The sequence below is a fragment of the Stenotrophomonas sp. PS02289 genome (assembly GCF_029960115.1).
Classification (GTDB): Bacteria; Pseudomonadota; Gammaproteobacteria; order Xanthomonadales; family Xanthomonadaceae; genus Stenotrophomonas.
Genome location: NZ_JASCOZ010000189.1, coordinates 1 through 7661, shown reverse-complemented (window position 1 = coordinate 7661; position 7661 = coordinate 1). Strand labels below are relative to the sequence as shown.

Below are 7661 nucleotides of genomic sequence, written 5' to 3'. Positions count from 1 at the left end.
GGCCCACGCACCGCCTGGGCCGGCCAACGGCCGGCGCTACCTGTGTCAGCCTGACGGCTGACACTGGACACTCCCGGACATGAACGCTAGCTTGGGCCAGATTTTTTCCCTGCAGGGGCTTTCATGAATCACGACGCTGCGCCCAAGCAGCTCACGTTCCGCGCGGTGGCCCTGGCCATCGTCCTGGCCGTGGTGCTGTCGGCTGCCAACGCCTACCTCGGTCTGTTCGCAGGCCTGACCATTGCCACCGCCATTCCGGCGGCCGTCATCTCCATGGGCGTGCTGCGCCTGCTGGGCGGCGGTTCCATCCTGGAAAACAACATCGTCCAGACCGGTGCCTCGGCCGGCTCGTCGATTGCCGCCGGCGTGATCTTCACCATCCCCGCGCTGGTGATCATGGGCTACTGGCCGGACTTCAAGTACTGGTGGGTGCTGGGTATTGCCGGCCTGGGTGGCCTGCTGGGCGTGTTGTTCTCGGTGCCGCTGCGCCGTTCGATGATCGTCGAAGACCCGCTGCCGTTCCCGGAAGGCAAGGCCGCGGCCGAAGTGCTCAAGGCCGGTGAAAACCCCGGCCCGGGCCTGAAGATCCTCGGCCTCTCGGCCGTCATCGGTGCCGTGGTCAAGGTCGCTGCCGCCAGCGGCATGCGCCTGATTCCGGATGCCTGGGCCACGTCGGCCTATGTGGGCAGCTCCAAGGTCACCGCCTTCATCGGCACCAACCTGTCGCCGGCGCTGCTGGGCGTGGGCTACATCGTCGGCCTGAATGTCGGCATCGTCGTGGTGTCCGGCTCGATCCTCACCTGGCACATCGCCATTCCGCTGTACCAGGCGTTCTTCCTCGATTCCGATCCGGCCTTGGCCGCGTCGATTGCCACCGCTTCGTCCACCGACGCCGCGTTCGCGCTGTGGAGCGCGAAAATGCGTTACCTGGGCGTGGGCGCGATGCTGATCGGCGGCATCTGGACCCTGATCTCGCTGCGCAAGTCGCTGCTCAGTGGCGTCAAGAGCGGCTTTGCCGCCGCCCGCAAGAGCGGTGGCCCGGTGCTGGCGCACACCGAACGCGACCTGCCGATGAAGTGGATGCTGGTCGCGCTGGTCGCCTTCGTGCTGCCGCTGCTGGCCCTGTACCAGGCCATCGTCGGCCAGTGGCATGTCTCGATCCCGATGACCATCATCATGATCGTGGCCGGCTTCCTGTTCGTGTCGGTGTCGGCCTACCTGGCCGGCCTGATCGGTTCGTCCAACAACCCGGTGTCGGGCATCACCATCTCCACCATCCTGTTCGCCTCGGCGGTGCTGGTCGTGCTGCTGGGGGCTGATGGCCTCAAGCCGGTCGGTAGCGGCGGCGCGCCGCTGGGTGCGGTGGCCGCGATCATGATCGGCGCGGTGGTGTGCTGCGCCGCCGCGGTGGGCGGTGACAACCTGCAGGATCTCAAGGCCGGTTACATCGTGGGTGCCACCCCGTGGAAGCAGCAGTTGATGCTGGGCATCGGTGCGTTCTCGTGCGCGTTGATCATGGCCCCGGTGCTGAACCTGCTGGCGACCGCCTACGGCATTGGTGCGCCGACCCCGGAACACCCCAACGCGCTGGCTGCGCCGCAGGCCAACCTGATGGCCTCGGTGGCCCGTGGTCTGTTCGGCGGCAAGCTGCCGTGGGACTTCATCGCCATCGGTGCGGTGATCGGTGCGGTGATCATCGCGTTCGACAGCTGGCTGAAGGCCCGTGGTTCGCGCTTCCGCGTGCCGGTGCTGGCTGCCGCCATCGGTATCTATCTGCCGCTGGAACTGATGGTGCCGATTTTCCTCGGCGGCCTGATCTCCTACCTGGTGGAACGCTTCCACAAGGTGCGTGCTGACGACGAAGAAGGCCGCGATCGCGTGCACAAGCCGGGCGTGCTGTTCGCCGCCGGCCTGATTACCGGTGAGGCCCTGATGGGGATCGCGATTGCGATTCCGATCGTGTGGAGCGGCCGTGCCGATGTGCTGGCCGTGCCGTTCAGCCTGCCGGCCGCGCAGTGGATCGGCTTGGCGGTGCTGTTCCTGGTGGGCTGGTTGATCTATCGGACCGGCAAGCGCGCCACCAACGTCTGATTCCAGACCCGGATGAGACCGGCAGACCCCGCTCCGGCGGGGTTTGCCATTTCAGGGCACATGACCTGTGGCCTTTGCTTCACGGGGATGACAGGCCCTACCATCGGCGTTTTGCCGTTGTGCGGAGAACCCGATGAAGCTTCGTTACGCCCTGCTGCCGTTGAGCCTGTTGACCGCGCTGCCGGTCGCTGCCGCCACCCGTGGCCTGGATGTGCGCGACATGGTCGCCCTGGACCGCGTGTCGACCCCGCTGCTGACCGCCGACGGCGGCAACGTGGTGTTTGCCAAGCGTGTGGTCGGTGCGGACAGCAAAGCCAGCACCGGCTTGTTCATCCGCAACCTGCGTACCCGCGACGCCGCTCCGCCGAAGGCGCTGACCCCGGCCGGCTGGAACGTCAATTCCGCCGCGCTGTCGGCTGATGGCCAGAGCGTGTACTTCCTCAGCGCCAAGAACGGCAGCCAGCAGCTCTATGTGATGCCGCTCGGTGGTGGTGCCCCGCGCCAGCTGACCGACTTCCCGGTCGACGTGGACAGCTACCAGCTCTCGCCGAACGGCGACCGCGTGGCCTTCAGCGCCGGCGTGTTCCAGGACTGCGGCTCGGACCTGGCCTGCACCCAGAAGAAGCTCGACGCGCACAAGGCACGCAAGAACACCGGCGAAGTCTTTGACAGTCTGTTCGTGCGCCATTGGGACACCTGGAACGACGGCCGCCGCAACACCCTGTTCGTGGCCCCGCTGCCGACCGGCAAGGCCGCTGCGGTCAAGGGCGCTTCGGCAATCAGCGCTACCCTGGCCGGCGACGCACCGTCCAAGCCGTTCGGCGGCAACGACGATTACACCTGGGCACCGGACGGCAAGAGCCTGGTCGCCAGCATCCGCGTGCAGGGTCCGAAGGAACCGTGGTCGACCAACTTCGATCTGTATCGCCTCGATGCCGAGGGCAAGCAGGCACCGGTCAACCTGACCGCCGCCAACCCGGCCTGGGATGCCGGTCCGGTGTTCAGCGCCGACGGCAAGACCCTGTACTACCGCGCGATGAAGCGTCCGGGCTTTGAGGCCGACCGTTTCGGCGTGATGGCGCTGGACCTGGCTTCGGGCAAGGCGCGCGAGATCGCCCCGCAGTGGGACCGTTCGGCCGGCGAAATCGTGCTGTCCGCTGATGGCAGCAGCTTCTACACTGCCGCTGATGACCTGGGCGAGCATCGCCTGTTCAACATCGACATCGCCACCGGCAAGGCCACCGTCGTCGCCGAAGGCGGCAGCATCGGCTCGCCGGTGATCGCCGGCAACACCCTGGCCTACACGAAGAACAGCCTCAAGAGCGGTGACCAGATCGTGGTCGCCCAGGCCGACGGCAGCACCCCGCGCGAGATCACCCCGAGCGCCAGCCAGATGCTGCCGGACGTGGCCTTCGGTGACTACGAGCAGTTCCAGTTCAAGGGCTGGAACAACGAAACCGTGCACGGCTATGTGGTCAAGCCGTACAACTACCAGGAAGGCAAAACCTACCCGGTGGCGTTCCTGATCCACGGCGGCCCGCAGGGCAGCTTCGGCAACGGCTGGAGCTACCGCTGGAACCCGCAGACCTATGCCGGTCAGGGCTACGCAGTGGTGATGATCGACTTCCATGGCTCCACCGGCTACGGCCAGGCCTTCACCGATGCGATCAGCCAGCACTGGGGCGACCGCCCGCTGGAAGACCTGCAGAAGGGCTGGGCTGCCGCGCAGAAGCAGTATCCGTTCCTGGACGGTGACAAGGCCTGCGCGCTCGGTGCCAGCTACGGCGGCTTCATGATCAACTGGATCGCCGGCAACTGGAACGAGCCGTGGAAGTGCCTGGTCAACCACGACGGCGTGTTCGACCAGCGCATGATGGGCTACGCCACCGAAGAACTGTGGTTCACCGAGTGGGAGCAGGGCGGCACGCCGTACGAGAAGGCCGCGAACTACGAGAAGTTCAATCCGGTTAATCATGTGGCCGACTGGAAGAAGCCGATCCTGGTCATCCACGGTCAGCTCGACTTCCGCATTCCGGTGGAGCAGGGCCTGGCCGCGTTCACCGCTGCCCAGCGCCAGGGCATCGAGTCGAAGTTCCTGTACTTCCCGGACGAAAACCACTGGGTGCTCAAGCCGCAGAACAGCGTGCAGTGGCATGACACGGTGAACGGCTGGTTGAAGCAGCACATCGGCGAATAAGGCCGTTACCGCGCCGCCCTTCGGGGCGGCGTTTCATTATCCGAGACGCACCCGCATGCCCCTGATCCAGAACGACATCGTCGTCTTCGGTTTGATCGCTGCAACGCTTGGCCTGGTGTTCTGGACCGCCGCGCGCCCGGCCGGTTTATGGAAGCGCTTCTACACCTTCGTTCCGGCCTTGCTGCTGTGCTACCTGCTGCCGGGCATCTACAACACTGTCGGCCTGATCGACGGCAACAACACCAAGCTCTACAACCCGGTCGCGCGCGACATCCTGCTGCCGGCGGCGCTGGTGCTGCTCACATTGGCGGTGGACATCAAGGGCATCCTGCGCCTCGGCCCGAAGCTCATTGTCATGTACCTGGGCGCATCGATCAGCATCATGATCGGTGCGGTGGTCGCCTTCCTGGTGATGCGCTGGATCCATCCATCTACCGTCGCGGGCGACACCTGGGCCGGGATGGCCGCGCTGGCCGGCAGCTGGATCGGCGGCGGTGCCAACATGCTGGCGATGCGCGAGGTGTTCGACGTCAACGCCACCACCTTCGGCCAATTCGCGGTGATCGACGTCGGCGTGGGCTATGTGTGGATGGCGGTGCTGATCTTCCTGGCCGGGCAGGCATCGCGCATTGATGCGCGCACCGGCGCGGACACGTCCGGTATCGATGAACTGAAACGGCGGATCGAGTCCTTCCGGGCCGAGCACGAGCGTGTGGCCAGCCTGACTGACCTGATGCTGATCGTCGCGGTGGCCTTCGGCACGGTGGGGTTGTCGCACGCCATTGCCGGTCCGGTGTCGGCGTGGTTCAAGGGACATGTGGCATGGGCCGCGCAGTTCAGCCTGGACGCGCCGTTCGTCTGGGTGGTGGTGCTGTCCACCACCTGCGGCCTGGCCCTCAGCTTCACCCGCGCGCGCACGTTGGAAGGTGCGGGAGCCTCGAAGCTGGGTTCGCTGCTGCTTTACTTCCTGATCGCCTGCATCGGCATGCAGATGGATCTGATGGCGTTGCTGGAGCGACCCTGGCTGTTCGCGCTGGGCGTGATCTGGATCCTGGTCCACATCGGGCTGCTGCTGGCGTTGGCCCTGGTGCTGCGGGTGCCGTTCTTCTATTTCGCGATCGGTTCGCAGTCGAACATTGGCGGCCCGGCCTCGGCACCGGTGGTGGCGGCCGCGTTCCATCCGTCACTGGCCCCGGTCGGCGTGCTGCTCGGCACGCTGGGGTATGCCACCGGCACCTACCTGGCGTACATCGTCGGCATCACGCTGCGCGCATTGGCCGGCGCGTAGCGCCCGGTGGCACCCGACCGTTGGTCGGGTGACGTCGCATCGCGACGCGCTTTACGCAGGCAACAACCCGCGTTCGATCAACCACGCCTTGGCATCTTCCGCATCCTGCTCAAACCACGCCCGGGTCGATCCGAGCCGATACGTATACCCCCACGCATCCATATCGGTCATCAACTGATCACTGCCCACGCCAGGCAGCTGTCCGGCCAGCACGATCTGCAGGTAACAGGTGGCGTCTTCTTCCGGCACCGAATCGGTGGCGTCGGTGTGCACCAGCGCCCGCCGCTCCGGCGGCAGCACGATCAGGTGACAGGCTTCGTGCAGCATCGAGTGCACGGGCGTGTCGTCACGCACGTACACGTCGCTGCCGATGATGCCGGCTTCCGGCTCGCCCCAGTAGCTACCGGGAATGGCCTCGCCGTCATCCACGCGGTGCAGGCGCAGATCATGCGCAGCCAGCAGGCGCACCGCGTCTTCAAAACGGATCTCGCCCACGCGGGTCACGCAGGGTTCGACTTCGGCAGCGGCGGTATTCATAAGGCGTGCTTGGAGTGCCCCTCTCTGCAGGCAGAGAGGGGCAGGGCAGGTTACGACTGCGGACCTTCCGGCAGGGCCACGGAGATGTCGAGCACATCGTGCTCGCCATCCTTGACCAGGTCGACCTTGACCGCGTCGGCGTCGATGTTGACGTACTTCTTGATCACTTCCAGCAGCTCACGCTGCAGCAGCGGCAGGTAATCGGGGCCGCCACGGTGGCTGCGTTCCTGCGCGATGATGATCTGCAGGCGGTTCTTGGCCGTTTCGGCAGTGGTCTTCTTCGTCTTGAGGAAATCAAACAGGCCCATGCTTATCCTCCGAACAGCTTGCTGAAGAAGCCCTTCTTGTCCACGGCGGTGAAGCGCATCGGACGCTCTTCGCCCAGGATGCGGGCCACGGCATCGTCATAGGCCTGGCCGGCCGGCGACACCTTGTCCAGCACCACCGGTTCGCCCTTGTTGGAGGCGTTGAGCACGTCGCCCGACTCGGGAATCACGCCGATGGCCTTCAGGCCCAGCACTTCTTCCACGTCGGTCAGGCTGAGCATCTCGCCGGTTTCGACGCGGGCCGGGCTGTAGCGGGTCAGCAGCAGCGAGGCCGGGACGTTCTGGCCACCTTCGGCCTTGTGGGTCTTGGAATCCAGCAGGCCGATGATGCGGTCCGAGTCGCGCACCGAGGACACTTCCGGGTTCACCACCACGATCGCGCGGTCGGCGAAGTACATCGCCAGGAAGGCACCCTTTTCGATACCGGCCGGCGAATCGCACAGGATGTAGTCAAAGCCGTCGGCGGCCAGGTCCTTCAGGACCTTGCCCACGCCTTCCTGGGTCAGTGCGTCCTTGTCGCGGGTCTGCGAGGCGGCCAGCACGTACAGGTTGTCAAAGCGCTTGTCCTTGATCAGGGCCTGCTTGAGGGTCGCTTCGCCATGCACGACATTGACGAAGTCGTACACCACGCGGCGCTCGCAGCCCATGATCAGGTCGAGGTTGCGCAGGCCGACGTCGAAGTCGATCACCGCCACCTTCTTGCCCTTGGACGCCAGGCCGCAGGCAAGGCTCGCGCTGGTAGTGGTCTTGCCGACGCCGCCCTTGCCGGAGGTGACTACGATGATTTCAGCCAAAGCACTTCTCCTGATTCTTTTATTTTGAGTGGCCGCGTCAGTCCAGCGCGGCGATCTTGATCTGGTCGTTTTCCAGCCACACCTGCACGGCCTTGCCGCGCAGGTTGTCCGGGACATCGTCCAGTACCTTGTAATGGCCGGCAATGGCGACCAGTTCAGCGTGGAAATCACGGCAGAAAATGCGCGCCGTGGTGTTGCCCTGGGCACCCGCGAGGGCACGGCCCCGCAGCGTACCGTAGATATGGATGCTGCCGTCGGCAATAACCTCTGCGCCGGCACCGACGGTGGCCATCACGGTCAGGTCGCAGTTCTCCGCATACAACTGCTGCCCGGAGCGCACGTTGGTGGTCTGCATGCGGCCCGGCTGCGGCGCGCTCGCGGCTTCGGCCGCCGCAGCGACCGGGCTGGCCCGCCGCGCCGGTTCGGCG

7 protein-coding genes are annotated in these 7661 nt (G+C 65.6%); 3 read left to right on the top strand and 4 right to left on the bottom strand.

Annotated features, from left to right (window positions below; translation table 11 throughout):
• Positions 1 to 123 precede the first annotated feature (123 nt).
• The 3 genes from QMX83_RS18620 to QMX83_RS18610 all read left to right on the top strand — a co-directional run bounded on the left by QMX83_RS18620 (position 124) and on the right by QMX83_RS18610 (position 5576).
• Positions 124 to 2091, top strand: coding sequence for an oligopeptide transporter, OPT family (locus QMX83_RS18620; protein WP_282298129.1), 1968 nt, complete (start codon positions 124 to 126; stop codon positions 2089 to 2091).
• 133 nt (positions 2092 to 2224) lie between these two features.
• Positions 2225 to 4288, top strand: a complete 2064-nt coding sequence (locus tag QMX83_RS18615) for a S9 family peptidase (RefSeq protein ID WP_282298128.1) — start codon at positions 2225 to 2227, stop codon at positions 4286 to 4288.
• A gap of 55 nt (positions 4289 to 4343) precedes the next feature.
• Positions 4344 to 5576 (top strand): DUF819 family protein, encoded by a 1233-nt coding sequence (locus tag QMX83_RS18610; RefSeq protein WP_282298127.1) that lies wholly within the window; start codon positions 4344 to 4346, stop codon positions 5574 to 5576.
• Between the two features lie 51 nt (positions 5577 to 5627).
• Here the strand turns inward: QMX83_RS18610 and QMX83_RS18605 are convergent, their stop codons facing one another.
• The 4 genes from QMX83_RS18605 to minC all read right to left on the bottom strand — a co-directional run.
• A complete protein-coding gene (locus tag QMX83_RS18605; RefSeq protein WP_282298126.1) occupies positions 5628 to 6113 on the bottom strand; it encodes a hypothetical protein in 486 nt (161 codons plus the stop codon).
• A gap of 50 nt (positions 6114 to 6163) precedes the next feature.
• Positions 6164 to 6421 carry a cell division topological specificity factor MinE gene (minE, locus tag QMX83_RS18600; RefSeq protein WP_282298125.1) on the bottom strand — a complete coding sequence of 86 codons (258 nt, stop codon included), beginning with the start codon at positions 6419 to 6421 and terminating at the stop codon, positions 6164 to 6166.
• A 2-nt stretch (positions 6422 to 6423) separates the two neighbouring features.
• Positions 6424 to 7233 carry a septum site-determining protein MinD gene (gene minD, locus QMX83_RS18595; protein ID WP_282298124.1) on the bottom strand — a complete coding sequence of 270 codons (810 nt, stop codon included), beginning with the start codon at positions 7231 to 7233 and terminating at the stop codon, positions 6424 to 6426.
• Positions 7234 to 7270: 37 nt separating this feature from the next.
• A partial coding sequence (gene minC, locus QMX83_RS18590) for a septum site-determining protein MinC (RefSeq protein ID WP_282298123.1) occupies positions 7271 to 7661 on the bottom strand: 391 nt, incomplete at its 5' end.